Raw genomic sequence first — 16,328 nt, 5'->3', positions numbered from 1 at the left:
GCGAAGCAATCTCATTATTGATAGGCAGATTACTTCATTCCGTTTCACTTCATTCGTAATGACCTACTTTTTGTCATTGCGAGCGAAGCCAAACAATCTATCTATATAAGACATACAGCTAATATTAAACAGATTCCTTCGGTCATTTCATTCTCTCGGAATGACGTTCTTTTTGTCATTGCGAGCGGAACGCAGTATAGCGAAGCAATCTCTTCATTAATAGGTAAAACACACAAACTAACAAATTTCTCCAGAGTACTCCTTCCTCTTTGTCACTTCGAGTGAAATAAACCGCAGCATAGCGAAGGTTGATTTTGTATCTAGAAGCAGTTACAAACAATAGATAGTTCTCGATACTAATTTTACGCATTGACATTTGTAAAATTCACTCAAACTGACATCTGTTACCGTCATTGCGAGCGAAACGCAGTGTAGCGAAGCAATCTGTCTATTTAAGAATACAGCTAATATTGAACAGATTCCTTCGGTCTTTTCAATCCCTTGGAATGACGACGTGTTTATGAAGTTAACTCTCTAAACAAACTTTCTAAATTCTTATTCTCAGTGTTTAAACCAAGAATCTTTAGTCCATTTTCTTGTGCGAAGTCAAAAATATGCGGACGCATATCTTCTGTAGTATCAAAAACTAAAGTCCAATTATTTTCAGAAGTATTTTTATAAGAAACAACATTAAGCATGCGTTTTATAAACTGCTCTTCTAACTTATAATCAAAGGTTACATGAATAATTTGTTCTGAGGATGTTTTTAATGCCGCTATTTTCTTATCAGTTACGATTTCTCCTTTGTTGATAATAATCACACGATCGCAAACCGCCTCTACTTCCTGCATAATATGGGTAGAAAGTAAGACCATTTTATCTTTTCCTAATTCTTTTATCAACGATCGTATGTCTACCAATTGATTCGGATCTAATCCTGTGGTAGGTTCATCTAAAATCAACACTTCCGGATCATGTAAAATAGCCGCCGCTAATCCAACTCTTTGTCGATACCCTTTTGAAAGCTGTCCTATTTTTTTATGTGCTTCAATAGTCAATCCTACTTTTTCAATTACTTCAGCAACTTTCGTTTTGTCTACTTTATGTACCGAAGCTTGAAACTGTAAGTACTCACGTACATACATATCTAAGTACAACGGATTGTGCTCTGGTAAATACCCGATTTGCTTTTGCGCTTCTATTGGATTTTTAATCACATTAATTCCACCAACCACAACAGATCCTTCAGTTGGTTGAATAAATCCTGTTAGCATTTTCATGGTAGTTGATTTCCCAGCTCCATTAGGTCCCAAAAAACCAATAATCTCTCCTTTCTTTCCAGAAAAAGAAATTGCATTAACTGCTTTTTGAGTTCCGTACACTTTAGATACCGAAATAAGTTCTATTGACATTCTTTCTTAAAATTGATAGATATTAAATAAAAGATTAATTCATTAAATCTTCTTATACGAAACGAAACTATAATCGTATTTATTTTTCTCATCTGATTTAAAATCTTCACGAGACACTTCTTTCCAAACAGTTGCATCTATTTCAGGAAAATACACATCTGCTTCAAATTCTTCATGAACAATGGTTATATCTAACTGATCCACCAAACCTTTCTCCATAACCTGCTTGTAGATTTGCGCTCCGCCAATGATGAAAATTTCTGAGTCTTCTTGAGCCAATTCTATTGCTTCTTCTACTGAATTTGCAATCAAGCATCCATCTACAAAATAATCGTTATTTCTAGTAATGATAACCGTTGTTCTGTTAGGTAAAGGTTTTCCAATACTTTCATAGGTATTTCTACCCATTAAAATATGATGACCTGACGTAACCTTTTTAAAACGTTTTAAATCGGCTGGCAAATGCCATATTAGGTCGTTGTCTTTTCCTAAAGCATTATTTTTTGCAATGGCTGCAATAAGTGTAATCATTATTCTAGGATTTGTTTTGCATGATGATTAAAGTGCCCAATATAATCATCTAACATTTCTTGAAAGGTATAAATCTCTTCTTTTTCTAGGTCTTTAGATACATTTATAGAAGCTTCTAATTTTTCTTCAGGAAAACTACTCCAAACATGTGCAATTTGTGTATTTAAACTTTTCCAAAGAGTTACAATTTCAGCCACAGAAACTTCTTGCCAATTTTGTGCAGCTACCCACTCATTTTGATGGTAGGCAATATGCGGTACTTCTTGATATTGAACTCGAATATAGCGTTGTAAATTGTTAAGAGCGGAATCTACCAAATGACCTAAAATTTCCTTTTTACTCCACTTACTAGTTTCTTTATAGCTCCACTCTTCTTCTGATATAACCTTTATTTGCTTCGGAAAAGCTTCTAAAATATTATTTAGAGCAGCAATATGCTTTGTTACATATTCTTTACCCATTCTTTTATATATCCTGTGAAATCTTCTTTTTGAGTAACTTTATTCACGGCGTCAACTTCCAAGTTATTAATGATTGTTTTAATGGCCTCAAGCACATTTTCATCATCAATTTTTTCAATTTTATCGTAAATTTCTTCTTTTATTAAATCTATTGAGGCTGTCATAATACTGGTTATTAGCTATTGAAACACTAATTTACTAACAAAACCACAAAACTCAAAGTTTGATTTATTTAAAAGTAAGTTAAATTATACAGCTACTACTCCTTTAATATGCGGATGCGGATTATAATCAATCAATTCAAAATCATCAAAAGTAAAGTCTTCAATGTTTTTGATTGCTGGATTCATTTTCATCTTCGGAAGTGGTCTTGGTTCACGAGATAATTGTAGTTCCAATTGTTCCATATGATTGTTGTAGATGTGTGCATCTCCAAACGTATGAATAAACTCTCCTGCTTCATAACCACAAACTTGAGCAACCATCATAGTAAATAGAGCATAACTTGCAATATTAAACGGAACCCCTAAAAAGATATCTGCACTACGCTGATATAACTGACAAGATAATTTTCCGTCTGCTACATAAAACTGAAAAAAAGCATGACATGGAGGTAATGCTGCTTTACCATTGGCTACATTCTCTGAAAAAGAAACTGAAGTATCTGGTAATACAGAAGGATTCCACGCAGAAACTAACATTCTACGACTATTTGGATTCTTTTTTAAGGTTTCAATAACTTCTTTAAGCTGATCTATCTCGTCGCTATTCCAATTACGCCATTGATGTCCATATACCGGACCTAAATCACCATTTTCATCAGCCCATTCATTCCAAATACGTACTCCATTTTCTTGTAAGTACTTAATATTCGTATCACCTTTTATAAACCACAGTAATTCGTGAATAATTGATTTTAAGTGTAACTTTTTAGTAGTTACCATTGGGAAACCTTCATTTAAATCAAAACGCATCTGATACCCAAAAACACTTTTAGTACCCGTACCTGTTCTATCTCCTTTTTCGTTTCCGTTCTCTAATACATGTTTTACTAAATCGTGATATTGCTTCATTTTTTCCCCTTTTGATTTTTCCAAAAATAAAAAAGCTCCAACATAAAATGTCGGAGCTTTTCAAAATAATATTAATAAGTTATTAACTATCTGTTTATTCTAGAAATTTACTATCCAATGATCATTCCTGCAATAGTAGCCGACATTAATGAAGCAATTGTACCTCCAATTAATGCTTTCATTCCAAACTCAGATAAGGTCTTACGTTGTCCTGGTGCCAATGATCCAATACCTCCAATTTGAATACCAATAGAAGCAAAATTTGCAAATCCACATAACATATACGTTGCCATGATAATAGATTTGTTATAGGTTAAATGTGTAGCAGATGCCACGTTCTTTAATTCAGCTAATTGGATATATCCAACAAATTCACTTGCCGCCAATTTGATTCCTAATAATTGTCCCATTAAGGCCATATCTTCACTTGCTACTCCAATCAACCACATCAACGGTGCAAATACATATCCAAGTATAGCTTCTAATGAGAATTTAGGATATGGTGTGCTCGCTGCCATCCAGTCATTTAACGTTGTAATATCTCCTACCCAACCTAAAATTCCATTTAACATAGCTATAAAAGCAATAAACACTAATAACATTGCTGCTACATTCATTGCTAAGTTTAATCCTTCTGTAGTTCCGTTAGCAATTGCATCTAAAATATTAGAACCTATTTTTTCTGAAGATACTTTTACATCGGTATTTACTTCTTCTGTTTGCGGATACAAGATTTTAGAAATGATAATAGCTCCAGGTGCTGCCATTACAGAGGCTGCTAATAAGTGTTTTGCATATAATAAACGTAAGGCTTCATCATCTCCTCCCAGGAATCCAATATATGCAGCCAATACTGCTCCAGCAACCGTTGCCATTCCTCCAATCATTACTAATAAGATTTCAGAACGGTTCATTTTTTCTAAGTAGGCCTTAACTAATAAAGGCGCTTCTGTTTGTCCTAAAAAAATATTTCCTGCAACTGATAAACTTTCTGCTCCCGAAATTTTTAAACTCTTCGATAATAACCAAGCCAATCCTTTTACAACCTTTTGAATCAATCCTAAATAGAATAATAAAGATGTTAATGCTGAAAAGAAAATAATAGTTGGTAGTACTTGAAATGCAAAAATAAATCCAAACGAATCCATATCTGCCACTAAACCACTAAATAAAAACTCACTACCAGCTCTAGTAAAATCAAGTACACTCACAAAAATACTTCCTACAAACTCAAAGGCTTTTTGCACAAAAGGTACTTTTAAAACTCCAATTGCAATTAACAACTGAAATCCCAACCCTAAAGCAACCGTCTTCCAATCAATCCCTCTTCTATTTGAGCTAAATAAAAATGCAATTACAATTAAAGAAATCATTCCTAAAGCTCCTCTCAACAAACTACTCAATGAAAAACCTTCACTTGGTTTAATCCCTGTTGCTGTTGGATCTTCTTTAACCTCTGCTACGTCCGCCTTTTGCTCTACAGCAACTGGTGCGTTTTCTGTAGCAAACGAATACACTACATTATTCTCAGCAATAGTTAATTTAGTATCTGATAACTCAACGATATTATAATAACGAACCGTGTCTTTTGGTTGTTTGTAGTTAAAGATTAATAAATTGTTTTGTCTGATATAGTTTCCAGAAGCTTGTAGGTTTTCTTTTGCCTCTAATGTGTAGTTGAAGTTACCTTCTGATAAGGTAAAAATATCATTCGGATTGATTTGAAATAACTCATTTCCGTTTGAAGTAATTGATGAAAAATTCCACTTTTTTTCTATGCTTTGTCCAAAAATTGTAACAGATGCGCAAAGCACAATAAGCGTCAATAATTTCTTCATTGTAATAAATTTAAATTGTTAAGAACGTTTGCTAATCTCGTCTCGGATTTTAGCTGCTAATTCATAATTTTCATTGGCAACTGCGTCATTCAATTGCTCGTGTAATTGTTGTAAAGATAAATGTGAAAAATCTCCTTTTTCTTCGATTGACGATTCTTCTAAATCGATTTCATACTCATCTTCTTCAAGATCTTCTTCAAATTCAAGCTCTTCTTCCATTTTCAGATAAATACCAGCTTTATCTAAAATATTTTCATACGTATAAATAGGAGCTTGAAAGCGCACTGCTAAAGCAATGGCATCAGAAGTTCTTGTATCAATCGTTTCTTCAACACCGTCTCTTTCACATACTAAGCTTGAAAAGAACACGCCATCTACAAGTTTATGAATAATCACTTGTTTTACTTGAATAACGAAACGATCGGCAAAAGTTTTAAATAAATCGTGCGTTAAGGGTCTTGGTGGCCTAATCTCCTTTTCTAAAGCGATTGCGATCGACTGTGCTTCAAAAGCACCAATAATTATAGGCAAAGTTCTTTTACCTCCTATTTCGCTCAACACCAAAGCATATGCACCACTTTGTGTTTGACTATACGAAATACCCTTAATAGTTAGTTGTATTAAACTCATTTATCAGTCTTCATAAAAACAAAAAGGCTGTCTAATTCGAGGGTTTTCCTGATTATTAGACAGCCCTTTTTTGCGGGCACAATTTACTAAAAATTATGAGTCAATTTCTTAATTTTCTAAAAAGAAAATTCTGCCCTTATAAATTAAGCTTGTTTAAAGGCTTTTAACTTTTCAATTAATTGTGGTACAACTTCAAAAGCATCTCCAACAATACCGTAATCTGCAGCCTTAAAGAAAGGTGCTTCTGGGTCGTTATTGATTACTACTTTTACTTTAGAAGCGTTTACTCCAGCTAAATGCTGAATTGCTCCAGAAATACCAATTGCAATATATAAGTTAGATGCTACTGGCTTACCTGTTTGACCAACGTGCTCACTATGAGGTCTCCACCCTAAGTCAGATACTGGCTTAGAACATGCTGTTGCTGCACCTAAAATTTCTGCTAATTCCTCTACCATTCCCCAGTTCTCAGGTCCTTTTAATCCACGTCCTGCAGAAACTACAACATCAGCATCTGCTATGGTTACTTTACCAGTAGCTCTACTAATGCTTTCAGACTTTACTCCTAATTCTGGTAAAGATGCGTCAAAGCTTTCAGCAGCTCCAGAAACTGGATTCTCATGTGCTCCAAAAGAGTTTTTAGCTACTCCAACTACTTTCTTTTCAGTTGAAATTTCTGTATTGTTAAATCCTTTGTTTGAAAATGCTTTTCTTTTTACAACAAAAGGACTAGTACTACTTGGTAAAGCAACTGCATTTGATGCATAACCTGCCTCTAATCCTACAGCCACTAAAGGACCAACTGATAATCCGTCGATACTTGAATCAACTACTACTACATCAGCTCCATTTGCTTCAGCTGCTTGTTTAATGATATTAGCATATGATTTTGCTTCAAAAGATGCTAAGTCATTTTTAACCTCTACTACTTTCTCAGCACCATACGTATATAATTCAGAAGCATCACCACCATTGATTGTTAACACAACCATATTGCTTCCCATTTGTTCTGCTACTTTTTTTCCGTAAGAAACTACTTCAAAAGCAGATTTCTTGAATTTTCCTTCCGATGAATCGGCAAAAACTAATACAGACATATTTTTATATTTTTTGATATTAGAAATAGACAACTATTCCTAAAAGTGATTTTTAATTTAAATTAGATTGCTTTTGCTTCGTTGTGTAATAAGTCAATTAAAGCATCAACATTATCAACCAACTTAACTGCTCCTTTTGCTGCTGGCTTCTCAAAGTTTTGAGTTCCAGATGCAGCTGCAGCTCCTGAAGCCTCAACAACATTTAATGGCTTCTTACGTGCCATCATAATACCACGCATGTTAGGAATACGTAAATCTTTTTCTTCTACGATTCCTTTTTGCCCAGCAACTACCATTGGTAAAGAAGAAGATAATTTTTCTTCACCTCCATCAATTTCTCTATCTAAAGTTACATTAGTACCTTCAACTTCCATTCCTACACAAGCATTCACGAAGTTAAAATCTAACAATGAAGCTAACATTCCTGGAACCATTTGACCATTATAATCTGCAGATTCTTTTCCTGCTAATACCAAATCAAAACCTCCATTTTTTACAACTTCAGCTAATTCTTTAGCAACTAACATACCATCAGTTGGATTAACATTTACTCTAATTGCGTTATCAGCTCCAATTGCTAAAGCCTTACGTAACGTTGGTTCCGTTTCAGCTCCTCCTACATTAACTACAGTTACAGAAGCTCCTTGCTTTTCTTTAAACCACATTGCTCTTGTTAACACAAACTCATCATAAGGATTAATTACAAACTGTACTCCATTCGTATCGAACTTAGTATCATTATCTGTAAAATTAATTTTTGAAGTGGTATCAGGCACGTGACTGATACAAACTAATATTTTCATATATCGTTGTTTTTAAGAAACTTAATTTTGAGCGACGAAGTTACAATATTTTTTTAATTTATTATGCGTGCATAATAAATTTTTTCCCCTCTTTTTTGCTCTCTGTAAAAGTAATCATTATCAAAAGAATATTATATATAAGTTAAAGCAATTTATCTCCTTTAAAAAATAAACAAAATTGTTTACTTTTGCACTCTTGATGAACAACTACTTATAAAACGTATGAAAACAGTACAATTTAGAGAAGCTATCTGCGAAGCGATGAGCGAAGAAATGCGCAGAGATGAGAGCATATATTTAATGGGAGAAGAAGTTGCCGAATATAACGGTGCTTATAAGGCTTCAAAAGGAATGTTAGATGAGTTTGGTGCGAAACGTGTTATTGATACCCCTATTGCCGAATTAGGTTTTGGAGGTATTGCTGTTGGTTCTGCAATGAACGGTAACAGACCAATTGTTGAATATATGACTTTTAATTTCTCTTTAGTTGGTATTGACCAAATTATAAATAACGCAGCTAAAATCCGTCAAATGAGCGGTGGACAGTTTAATTGTCCAATCGTTTTTAGAGGACCTACTGCTTCTGCTGGTCAATTAGCGGCAACGCACTCTCAAGCTTTCGAAAGCTGGTATGCGAATTGTCCAGGATTAAAAGTAATCGTTCCTTCAAATCCGTATGATGCGAAAGGATTATTAAAAGCAGCTATTAGAGATGATGATCCAGTTATTTTCATGGAGTCTGAACAAATGTATGGAGATAAGATGGAAATTCCTGAAGGAGAATACATCATTCCAATTGGTGTTGCTGATATAAAAAGAGAAGGTTCTGATGTAACTGTAGTATCTTTCGGTAAGATAATTAAAGAAGCTTACAAAGCTGCTGATGAATTAGCGAAAGAAGGTATTTCTATTGAAGTAATCGATTTACGTACAGTTAGACCAATGGATCATAAAACAATTTTAGAATCTGTTAAGAAAACAAATCGTTTAGTAATCTTAGAAGAAGCTTGGCCATTCGGAAGTGTTTCTTCTGAAATTACATTTAGAGTGCAAGATGAAGCATTTGATTATTTAGATGCTCCAATTAAAAGAATTACAACTTCTGATACTCCTGCTCCTTATTCTCCAGCATTGTTAGAGAAATGGTTACCAAACGCAAACGACGTAGTAAAAGCGGTAAAAGATGTTATGTACATCAAATAATAGTGATTTTAAAAAAAATAACTACAAAATCCTTTCTACTTTATTGATAGAAAGGATTTTGGCATAAGAAAAAGCAATGAAATTAAGAATAACCTTACTACTTTTAATCTTAACTACTTCAATTAGAGCACAATTGACTTTACAAGGTAGAATTGTTGATGAATTCGACAACCCTTTACCTTTTGTAAATGTAGTTATGAAAAAGACCATTCATGGAACTACCACCGATGATGATGGTAAATTCTATTTAAAAACTAAAAAATACCGAGGTACTTTAGAAATCTCTTTTATAGGATTTCAAACACAAACATTTAGTGTTAGTGAAAACACCAAATACTTAAATATTGTATTAAAAGAGGAAAGTAATCAATTAGATGAAGTGGTGGTTGTTACAAGACCTAAAAAAAGGTTGAAGAAGAAAGACAACCCTGCCTATAGAATTCTAAAAGAAATCTGGAAACGTAAAAGAAAAAATGGTCTAGAGTTAGTTGATTTTTATGAATACAAAAAGCATAAATCCATTGAAATTGGGTTAAATAATCTGGACACAACTTTCCTTAAAAAGATTTTCAAAAAAGAGTACAACCAAGCTATCCAAGAAGTTAAATACGATGATGATGGTGTTAACTATTATATACCAATATATATAAACGAAGAGGTTTCAAAAACCTACGGAAACAACATTACGAAAGAGGTTAGAAATGATATCGAAGCTGAAAAATCTGAAGGGTTAGGAGCGCAAGGATTCATTTTTGATAGAATGGCCATGACTTTTCAAAATATTGATGTTTTTAGAAATAACATTACTTTACTTCAAAGATCTTTTGTTAGTCCACTTTCTACAGATGGTTTTGCTACCTATGATTATGTTTTATATGACAGTATAACTCAAAACAATAAAAAACTTTATAACATATACTTTTTCCCAATTAGAGAAGGTGATTTAGCTTTTGAAGGAAATTTTTGGGTAGCTGACAAAAACTTCTCTATTAAAAAGATAAAAATGAAAGTGCGCAAAGAAATTAACTTAAACTTTGTAAGAGGACTTTCTTTTGAAAAAGAGTTTGAAGTTAAAAACGACTCTATTTATCTTCCTACTAAAAATGCATACGATGGTGATTTTACTTTTGTTGATAAAAGTGAAACTAACAAAGGTTTGACAATCAAGAAAACAATTACGTTTAAAGATTATGTTTTAAACAAACCTTTAGCCAGTAATTTTTATAAAGGCGAAATTGTTAAAATTAGACCAGATCAATTTGAAAAAGATAGTACTTATTGGGCATCAACTGATTCTGAAGAAACAAAATCAACATATCAACTTATCGAAAAGGTTAAAAAGAAAAAACAAATTAAAAACCTAACGGGTATTATTAACACTGTATCTAGTGGATATATAAACACCAAAATGGGAGTACAATTTGGACCTTTCTGGACCGCTTTTGCACAAAACGAAATAGAAGGATTTAGAACCCGTATTGGATTTAGAACATTTAAAACCAAAGATGACCGATTTAGACTTAATGGTCATGTAGCGTATGGTTTTAAAGACAAAAAATTTAAATATGGTATGGAAGGAAGATATCTTCTTTCTTATAAACCAAGAATAGCTGTTGGTTTAGCCTACCAAGATGATATTGAACAATTAGGAAGTGTACTTTTCAATACTACACAACTTTTAGGGAACAGTTTTGGTACATCTGCTCTATTTACGCGTGGTAACAACCGTTTTCTTTCAAAAGTAAACAAGGTAGCTACCAATGTTGACTTACAGCTTAGAAACAACCTACATGTTGGAATCAATTTGACGAGATCCAACATCACCTCAGCTGACCCAAATTTATTCTCTATTAATTACTTAGACGGGAATGGAAATATTCGAGATAGAGTTGTAGATGTTTCCTCTGATGTATATATTTCTTATACTCCAGGAAGATTTGTGTATGGTTATGGCGTAGAAAGACGCTTTGGAAGAAATATTTTCCCAACACTAATCTTAAACTATAAAAAAGGATATAGTGGAATTTTAGATGGAACTCACGATTATCATAAACTTCAATTTCAATACAATCAACCCTTATTACTAGGGAAATTTGGAGTTTTAGATGCCACTTTTGAAGCTGGTAAAACCTTTGGAACAGTACCTTTAAGTTTACTAAACCCAATTCCTGCTAACCAGTCTTTCTCTTTAGTTAGAAATACATTTAGTTTATTAAACTTTTATGATTTCGTTACAGACACCTATACTGCCACTCACTTAGAACATCATTTTAACGGATTCCTGTTAAACAGAATCCCTTTGATAAAAAAGTTAAAATTGAGAAGCTTAGTTACATTTAGAGCAACTTACGGAACTATATCAGATCGTAACAGGGCAATCAACCAATCTGACATCAATTATAACACCCCAGAAAAACTGTATTATGAATACGGATTTGGGATAGAAAACATTGGGTATGGAAACCTTCGTTTTTTAAGAATTGATGCTATTTGGAGGTCTGATTATTCTTTACCTGTAGGTTCTACAATTTCACCAACACCTAAGTTTGCTATTAGAATAGGAATTAAACCAGGTTTATAACGAGATACTTAACTGTAAAATAACTTGTATTTATACCTAAAATACGTGCAGAAATCACTACTTTTGCAGTCCGATTTTAGAAACGAAGAAAAGTAATTAAGAAATATGACTGCAAAAGAAAGAAAAGTAGTAGATGTTTTAATTGAGATTCCAAAAGGAAGTAGAAACAAATACGAATATGATTTCGATTTAAAGAAAATACGTTTCGACAGAATGTTATTTTCTTCTATGATGTATCCTGGTGATTACGGATTTATCCCAGAAACATTAGCGTTAGACGGTGACCCGTTAGACGTTTTAGTATTAGGAGCTGAGCCAACATTCCCGATGTGTGTAATGGAAGTTAAGCCTATTGGTGTATTCCACATGGCAGATGAAAAAGGTCCAGACGAAAAGATCGTTTGTGTACCAGTATCTGATCCAATTTGGAACAAGTACAACGATTTATCTGATTTAAATCCACACCGTCAACAAGAAATCACTCACTTCTTCCAAGTTTATAAAGATTTAGAGAAGAAAAAAGTTGATATTGGTGACTGGGGAGATGCTAATGAAGCATACGATATCTTACAAAAATGTTTAGATCGTTACGAAGCTAGCGAGCACAAAAAAACAGGAGCGTTTGCAATTTAATTTGTAGAACAGTATCCATATTTATAAAGGAAATCCTCTTAATGTCAATTAAGGGGATTTTTCTTTCTCACTGATTTTGTTATATTTACAACAACTATTACTAATCAAATAACTTAAATATGGAACAAAACATAATGTATGTGCCAATTATTTTGGCACTATTAGGACTTGTTTTTATGTATGTAAAAATGGTCTGGGTTAAAAAACAAGATGCAGGAAATGAAAAAATGCAATCTATTTCAAAAAGCATCAAAGATGGAGCACTTGCTTTTTTAGCCGCCGAATATCGACTATTATTAATCTTCGTTATTATTGCCTCCATAGCCCTATTCGGAATTTCACAATTAGTAGAAACCACAAGTATTATGATTGTTCCTGCATTTATTATAGGAGCAATTTTTTCTGCCTTAGCAGGAAATATCGGAATGCGTATTGCAACTGATGCAAATGCTCGTACAGCAGAAGCTGCTAAAACAAGTTTACCACAAGCTTTAAAAGTATCTTTTGGTGGAGGAACCGTAATGGGACTAGGTGTTGCCGGATTAGCTGTTCTAGGTTTGAGCTTGTTCTTTATAATATTTGTTGGTCAATTTATAACCGAAGGAGGAAATTTTTATAATGAAATGACTGTAGTTCTTGAGGCCTTAGCTGGTTTTTCTTTAGGAGCAGAATCTATTGCCTTATTTGCACGTGTAGGTGGAGGTATTTATACCAAAGCCGCCGATGTAGGTGCTGATTTAGTTGGAAAAGTAGAAGCAGGAATTCCAGAAGACGACCCTCGTAACCCTGCTACTATTGCAGATAACGTGGGTGATAATGTTGGTGATGTTGCTGGTATGGGAGCCGATTTATTTGGTTCGTATGTAGCAACCGTTTTAGCAGCTATGGTATTAGGTAACTATGTGATTAGAGATATGTCTACCAATACTCCTTTTTCAGATGCGTTTAGTAATATGGGACCGATTTTACTTCCTTTAGTTATTGCAGGAGTAGGTGTTCTTGCGTCTATTATAGGAACCTTTTTAGTTGGTATTAAAGACAATACCGCAAAAGAAGCAGAAGTACAAAAAGCATTAGATACAGGAAACTGGGCTTCTATATTATTAACTCTAGCTGCCAGTTTCTTTTTGATTAAATGGATGTTACCAGAAACCATGCAAATGAGTTTCTTTGGAGAAGGAATTAGAGATGTTTCTTCTATGAATGTATTTTGGGCTGCCTGCATTGGGTTAGCTGTTGGTGCATTAATTTCTATGGTAACTTCTTACTATACAAGTTTAGGTAAAAAACCAGTTTTAGATATTGTACAAAACAGTGCAACGGGAGCTGGAACAAATATTATTGCAGGATTAGCCGTAGGTATGAAATCTACTTTCTTATCGGTTATCTTATTTGCAGCTGCCATTTACGGTTCGTATTATTTTGCAGGATTCTATGGAGTAGCTTTAGCAGCTTCTGCAATGATGGCAACAACTGCTATGCAGTTAGCTATTGATGCATTCGGACCGATTGCTGATAATGCAGGTGGTGTAGCTGAGATGAGTGAATTAGAAGATCATGTACGTGAGCGTACGGATATTTTAGATTCTGTAGGAAATACTACAGCCGCTGTTGGTAAAGGTTTTGCTATTGCTTCAGCAGCATTAACTGCATTGGCTTTATTTGCAGCCTATGTAACTTTTACTGGAATTGACGGAATTAATATTTTCAAGGCAGATGTATTAGCTATGCTATTTGTTGGAGGAATGGTTCCTGTAATCTTTTCTGCCTTGGCAATGCAATCTGTAGGAAAAGCTGCCATGGAAATGGTACATGAAGTACGTAGACAGTTTAGAGAAATTCCTGGAATCATGGAAGGAACAGGTACTCCAGAATATGCAAAATGTGTAGACATTTCAACCAAAGCCGCTTTAAAAGAAATGATCTTACCTGGATTAATTACTATTATTACACCGATTATTATCGGGTTGTTATTTGGAGCAGAGCCTTTAGGTGGGTATATGGCAGGAGTTTGTGTATCTGGTGTAATGTGGGCTATTTTCCAAAACAACGCTGGTGGTGCATGGGACAACGCTAAAAAATCATTTGAAGCTGGAGTAGAAATTAACGGAGAAATGACCTATAAAGGTTCTGATGCACATAAAGCTGCTGTTACTGGTGATACAGTGGGAGATCCTTTTAAAGATACTTCTGGACCATCTATGAACATCTTAATTAAATTAACTTGTTTAGTTGGATTGGTAATTGCTCCTATTTTAGGAGGACATAATTCTGAAAGTCATGCAACCAATGAAGTAAAAAAAGAGATTCATGTAGAAATGAAATCTCCAGATGGTGAAATGGCTACTGCTGTGGTAACGACTACTAAAACTGAAAATGGTGAAACTGTTTCTGAAACAGAAACTATTGAAGGCACTGTAGAAGAGGTAAAACAAAAAGTAGAAGAAACTACTGATAACGCTAAAGATAAAGCTGAAAAAGTTATCGAAAAGGTAGAAGAAAAAGTTGAGAAAAAAGAATAACTTATTACTTAAGTAAGTATAAATCAAAAAAACCTCACAGTTACTGTGAGGTTTTTTTTCTTCACAAAAAAAATCCTTCTCTTTTATACATAAGTAATTCTTAGATGTATAAAAATTAAATCAGTTTCTTTTTATTCAAAACACAAACCTAAATGTATCTCCCGTAGTTTTTTGAGCAAGGATATTTATAGCATTTTCAGAAAGCTGCAGTACTCGAGGATAGCCTCCGGTAACTTGACAATCGTGCATTAACACCATCAATTTTCCAGAAGGGGTAAGTTGTACCGTGCCTGGTAATACTCCAGAGGTAAGCATAGAATCAAAAGTATTTGGTATAACTTCATTCAATCGATACCCCATACGACTATTGTCTTGTGAAATGCTAAACAAGGTTTCTTTAAGTAGTGCTATTTGTTCAGGAGATAACAAGTCAAATTCAGGTCCTTTAAAACACGAAATATCATTTGAAGTAAAATGTGATTCATTCACTTTTACCTTCGCTAAACTTGGTTGGAAGTGATTTTTAACATTCACAATAGGCAACATAGTACCCTTTTGTATAACAAACATAGGAGTAACTCCTTTATAATAGCTTCGACTATTTAAGAACTCTTCGGTTTGTATCCCTCCTAAAACTCCTATATAAGTACGTACACCATAGTTTCTTTTTCCAAAGGACAATATGCTTCCTTTAGTTACTTTTTGCACTGTATTTAATTGAATGGATGTATCATTGAGTTTAGGAAAAAAGTCAGCTCCCGTTATACACACAAAAGTATCTGTTAGAAATTCTAGCTTACAACCTCCAAAAGTAACTTCAATGACCGCTGCGTCTTCTTTATTACGTAATAAATGATTGGCTAATTGTGCCGAAAAAGCATCCATAGTCCCAGAGATAGGAACTCCAATTTTTCGGAAACCTTTTCTACCAATATCTTGAATGCTGCTATATATTCCTGAAGCTAGTACTTTTATCATTTAAAATTGCTTTGCACAGTATTTCATTTTAAAACTCTAATTTAATAAATAAAGCAAAAATGTCCCCTACCACACAAAGCAATATTACAAACAACCTTTAATTAAACACGACAGGTAAATCTGTCTTTTGAATTTTACGAATCACATAGGGCTGAGTAACAACCGTAGTCGCACCGCTTCCTATTGATGGTCCTGTATTAGATATTTTTACAAGAGTCCTATTCGTAGTTTCCTTTATTTCTAATGAGATATCATATCCTCCAGTAGGTCTTACTTCATCAAAAACAGCTATCACTGTATATTTAGAAAAGTCAATATCTGTTTCTGTAAAATTTTGAGTTGCATTATTTACAGCATTCATTTTAGCTGCCAAATTATCCCAATCATTAGTATTGGTAATCACAAAATTCTCTTTGTTAATTCCTTCTCTTCCTGCTCCATAAAGAACATCATCTGCAATAAGAGTTGATCTTACCTCTACTCCTTCTAAACCATCATCATTTGTATTACAACTTAAAGTCATTATTGCCATCAAAACAAGTAAAACATATCTATTCATACTCTCT

The 16,328-nt window shown here is 33.8% G+C and carries 15 protein-coding genes; 4 read left to right on the top strand and 11 right to left on the bottom strand.

The window, feature by feature from the left end; translation table 11 throughout:
- Nucleotides 1-518 precede the first annotated feature (518 nt).
- The 9 genes from gldA to Q0873_RS09865 form a co-directional block, all read right to left on the bottom strand.
- Nucleotides 519-1,412 (bottom strand): gliding motility-associated ABC transporter ATP-binding subunit GldA, encoded by an 894-nt coding sequence (gene gldA, locus Q0873_RS09905; protein ID WP_299106665.1) that lies wholly within the window; start codon nucleotides 1,410-1,412, stop codon nucleotides 519-521.
- Nucleotides 1,413-1,454: 42 nt separating this feature from the next.
- Nucleotides 1,455-1,943, bottom strand: coding sequence for a dihydrofolate reductase (locus Q0873_RS09900; protein ID WP_299106663.1), 489 nt, complete (start codon nucleotides 1,941-1,943; stop codon nucleotides 1,455-1,457).
- On the bottom strand, nucleotides 1,943-2,404 hold the full coding sequence (locus Q0873_RS09895; protein WP_299106661.1) for a DinB family protein: 462 nt from the start codon (nucleotides 2,402-2,404) through the stop codon (nucleotides 1,943-1,945). The genes Q0873_RS09900 and Q0873_RS09895 overlap by 1 nt, the downstream gene beginning before the upstream one ends.
- Complete coding sequence (locus Q0873_RS09890) at nucleotides 2,386-2,568, bottom strand: hypothetical protein (protein ID WP_299106659.1); 183 nt, start codon at nucleotides 2,566-2,568, stop codon at nucleotides 2,386-2,388. Before Q0873_RS09890 ends, Q0873_RS09895 begins: the two co-directional genes overlap by 19 nt.
- A gap of 84 nt (nucleotides 2,569-2,652) precedes the next feature.
- On the bottom strand, nucleotides 2,653-3,477 hold the full coding sequence (locus Q0873_RS09885) for a thymidylate synthase (protein WP_299106657.1): 825 nt from the start codon (nucleotides 3,475-3,477) through the stop codon (nucleotides 2,653-2,655).
- Between the two features lie 110 nt (nucleotides 3,478-3,587).
- Complete coding sequence (locus Q0873_RS09880; RefSeq protein ID WP_299106655.1) at nucleotides 3,588-5,315, bottom strand: nucleoside transporter C-terminal domain-containing protein; 1,728 nt, start codon at nucleotides 5,313-5,315, stop codon at nucleotides 3,588-3,590.
- An 18-nt stretch (nucleotides 5,316-5,333) separates the two neighbouring features.
- Nucleotides 5,334-5,945 (bottom strand): bifunctional nuclease family protein, encoded by a 612-nt coding sequence (locus tag Q0873_RS09875; RefSeq protein ID WP_299106653.1) that lies wholly within the window; start codon nucleotides 5,943-5,945, stop codon nucleotides 5,334-5,336.
- Nucleotides 5,946-6,088: 143 nt separating this feature from the next.
- On the bottom strand, nucleotides 6,089-7,042 hold the full coding sequence (locus tag Q0873_RS09870; protein ID WP_299106651.1) for an electron transfer flavoprotein subunit alpha/FixB family protein: 954 nt from the start codon (nucleotides 7,040-7,042) through the stop codon (nucleotides 6,089-6,091).
- A 62-nt stretch (nucleotides 7,043-7,104) separates the two neighbouring features.
- Nucleotides 7,105-7,845, bottom strand: a complete 741-nt coding sequence (locus Q0873_RS09865; RefSeq protein ID WP_299106649.1) for an electron transfer flavoprotein subunit beta/FixA family protein — start codon at nucleotides 7,843-7,845, stop codon at nucleotides 7,105-7,107.
- 222 nt (nucleotides 7,846-8,067) lie between these two features.
- Between Q0873_RS09865 and Q0873_RS09860 the strand changes: the two genes are divergently transcribed.
- From Q0873_RS09860 to Q0873_RS09845, 4 genes are all read left to right on the top strand, one after another.
- Nucleotides 8,068-9,048, top strand: a complete 981-nt coding sequence (locus Q0873_RS09860) for a pyruvate dehydrogenase complex E1 component subunit beta (RefSeq protein ID WP_299106647.1) — start codon at nucleotides 8,068-8,070, stop codon at nucleotides 9,046-9,048.
- A 76-nt stretch (nucleotides 9,049-9,124) separates the two neighbouring features.
- Entirely contained in the window at nucleotides 9,125-11,629 is a 2,505-nt protein-coding gene (locus Q0873_RS09855) for a DUF5686 family protein (RefSeq protein WP_299106645.1), read from the top strand.
- 105 nt (nucleotides 11,630-11,734) lie between these two features.
- Nucleotides 11,735-12,262 carry an inorganic diphosphatase gene (locus Q0873_RS09850; protein ID WP_299106643.1) on the top strand — a complete coding sequence of 176 codons (528 nt, stop codon included), beginning with the start codon at nucleotides 11,735-11,737 and terminating at the stop codon, nucleotides 12,260-12,262.
- Nucleotides 12,263-12,381: 119 nt separating this feature from the next.
- Nucleotides 12,382-14,784 carry a sodium-translocating pyrophosphatase gene (locus Q0873_RS09845; protein ID WP_299106641.1) on the top strand — a complete coding sequence of 801 codons (2,403 nt, stop codon included), beginning with the start codon at nucleotides 12,382-12,384 and terminating at the stop codon, nucleotides 14,782-14,784.
- Nucleotides 14,785-14,919: 135 nt separating this feature from the next.
- Here Q0873_RS09845 and Q0873_RS09840 read toward each other — a convergent pair whose 3' ends face one another.
- Nucleotides 14,920-15,762 (bottom strand): biotin-dependent carboxyltransferase family protein, encoded by an 843-nt coding sequence (locus Q0873_RS09840; protein ID WP_299106639.1) that lies wholly within the window; start codon nucleotides 15,760-15,762, stop codon nucleotides 14,920-14,922.
- A gap of 97 nt (nucleotides 15,763-15,859) precedes the next feature.
- Nucleotides 15,860-16,321, bottom strand: coding sequence for a protease complex subunit PrcB family protein (locus Q0873_RS09835; RefSeq protein WP_299106637.1), 462 nt, complete (start codon nucleotides 16,319-16,321; stop codon nucleotides 15,860-15,862).
- Nucleotides 16,322-16,328: the final 7 nt, after the last annotated feature.

The sequence above is a fragment of the uncultured Tenacibaculum sp. genome (assembly GCF_947498805.1).
Classification (GTDB): Bacteria; Bacteroidota; Bacteroidia; order Flavobacteriales; family Flavobacteriaceae; genus Polaribacter.
This window is presented reverse-complemented; position numbering and strand designations above follow the sequence as displayed.

What these genes read in the sequence shown, in the direction of transcription:
- Q0873_RS09875 (WP_299106653.1), bottom strand. Translation starts at nt 5,945, where the DNA reads ATGAGTTTAATACAACTAACTATTAAGGGTATTTCGTATAGTCAAACA.
- Q0873_RS09840 (WP_299106639.1), bottom strand. Translation starts at nt 15,762, where the DNA reads ATGATAAAAGTACTAGCTTCAGGAATATATAGCAGCATTCAAGATATT.
- Q0873_RS09835 (WP_299106637.1), bottom strand. Translation starts at nt 16,321, where the DNA reads ATGAATAGATATGTTTTACTTGTTTTGATGGCAATAATGACTTTAAGT.
- Q0873_RS09895 (WP_299106661.1), bottom strand. Translation starts at nt 2,404, where the DNA reads ATGGGTAAAGAATATGTAACAAAGCATATTGCTGCTCTAAATAATATT.
- Q0873_RS09845 (WP_299106641.1), top strand. Translation starts at nt 12,382, where the DNA reads ATGGAACAAAACATAATGTATGTGCCAATTATTTTGGCACTATTAGGA.
- Q0873_RS09870 (WP_299106651.1), bottom strand. Translation starts at nt 7,042, where the DNA reads ATGTCTGTATTAGTTTTTGCCGATTCATCGGAAGGAAAATTCAAGAAA.
- Q0873_RS09865 (WP_299106649.1), bottom strand. Translation starts at nt 7,845, where the DNA reads ATGAAAATATTAGTTTGTATCAGTCACGTGCCTGATACCACTTCAAAA.
- Q0873_RS09885 (WP_299106657.1), bottom strand. Translation starts at nt 3,477, where the DNA reads ATGAAGCAATATCACGATTTAGTAAAACATGTATTAGAGAACGGAAAC.
- Q0873_RS09880 (WP_299106655.1), bottom strand. Translation starts at nt 5,315, where the DNA reads ATGAAGAAATTATTGACGCTTATTGTGCTTTGCGCATCTGTTACAATT.
- Q0873_RS09890 (WP_299106659.1), bottom strand. Translation starts at nt 2,568, where the DNA reads ATGACAGCCTCAATAGATTTAATAAAAGAAGAAATTTACGATAAAATT.
- Q0873_RS09850 (WP_299106643.1), top strand. Translation starts at nt 11,735, where the DNA reads ATGACTGCAAAAGAAAGAAAAGTAGTAGATGTTTTAATTGAGATTCCA.
- Q0873_RS09900 (WP_299106663.1), bottom strand. Translation starts at nt 1,943, where the DNA reads ATGATTACACTTATTGCAGCCATTGCAAAAAATAATGCTTTAGGAAAA.
- Q0873_RS09855 (WP_299106645.1), top strand. Translation starts at nt 9,125, where the DNA reads ATGAAATTAAGAATAACCTTACTACTTTTAATCTTAACTACTTCAATT.
- gldA (WP_299106665.1), bottom strand. Translation starts at nt 1,412, where the DNA reads ATGTCAATAGAACTTATTTCGGTATCTAAAGTGTACGGAACTCAAAAA.
- Q0873_RS09860 (WP_299106647.1), top strand. Translation starts at nt 8,068, where the DNA reads ATGAAAACAGTACAATTTAGAGAAGCTATCTGCGAAGCGATGAGCGAA.